At 70.7% G+C, this 786-nt stretch carries 1 protein-coding gene and 1 pseudogene; both read left to right on the top strand.

Going from position 1 to position 786, the window contains the following annotated elements:
• Nucleotides 1–99: 99 nt before the first annotated feature.
• Nucleotides 100–402, top strand: a pseudogene (locus IG99_RS52325) (IS3 family transposase); the annotation flags it as partial.
• A gap of 115 nt (nt 403–517) precedes the next feature.
• A partial coding sequence (locus tag IG99_RS48520) for a DDE-type integrase/transposase/recombinase (protein ID WP_158973396.1) occupies nt 518–786 on the top strand: 269 nt, incomplete at its 3' end.

Below are 786 nucleotides of genomic sequence, written 5' to 3'. Positions count from 1 at the left end.
GCCAGATCGCCAAGGACTTCGACCTGACCGAGACCGCGGTGCGTGACTGGGTGAAGCAGGCCGAGGTCGATGCGGGCGAACGCGATGGCCTGACCAGCAGTGAACGCGAGGAACTGGCCGCACTGCGGCGGGAGAACCGCCGTCTCAGGTCACAGCGTCAAACGAGCGTGTGAGCTGCTGAAGGTCTCCCGGACCGCCTTCTACGCCCGGCGCACTGCCAAGCCTGGTCCCCGCGCGGTCCGTGACGCCGAGCTGACGGAACAGATCGCCGACGTCCACACGAGATCGCGGGGAACCTACGGCGCCCCGCGCGTCCATGCCGTGCTCAAGCGGGCCGGCGCCGGATGCGGCCGCCGACGCGTCGCGCGGCTGATGCGGGCCGCCGGCCTCCAAGGCCGACACCGCAGACGACGGCACCTGACGACGATCCCCGATCCACGAGCCGCCCTGCGGCCCGATCTCGTCCTCCGCAACTTCCAGCCCGACCCCGCCGGCCTGGACGCCCGCCTCCCGCCGCGTGGTCGGCTGGGCGACGGCCGACCACCTGCGCACCGATCTGGTCGCCGATGCCCTCACGGCCGCCTGCAGGAAGCGTCGTCCCACCCAGCCGGTGATCTTCCACTCGGATCGCGGCGGTCAGTACACCAGCCAGCAGTTCGCCGCGCTGGCACACCAGTTGGGGGTGCCTCTGTCGGTCGGCCGCACCGGCCAGTGCTGGGACAACGCACTCGCCGAGTCGTTCTTCGCCACCATCAAAAGGGAGCTGCTCGATACGAGCTCCTGGCC

Source organism: Streptomyces griseus subsp. griseus, assembly GCF_000720255.1.
Lineage (GTDB): Bacteria > Actinomycetota > Actinomycetes > Streptomycetales > Streptomycetaceae > Streptomyces > Streptomyces griseus_I.
The sequence above is the reverse complement of the archived record's forward strand: the minus strand, read 5'-3'. Positions and strand labels throughout refer to the sequence as shown.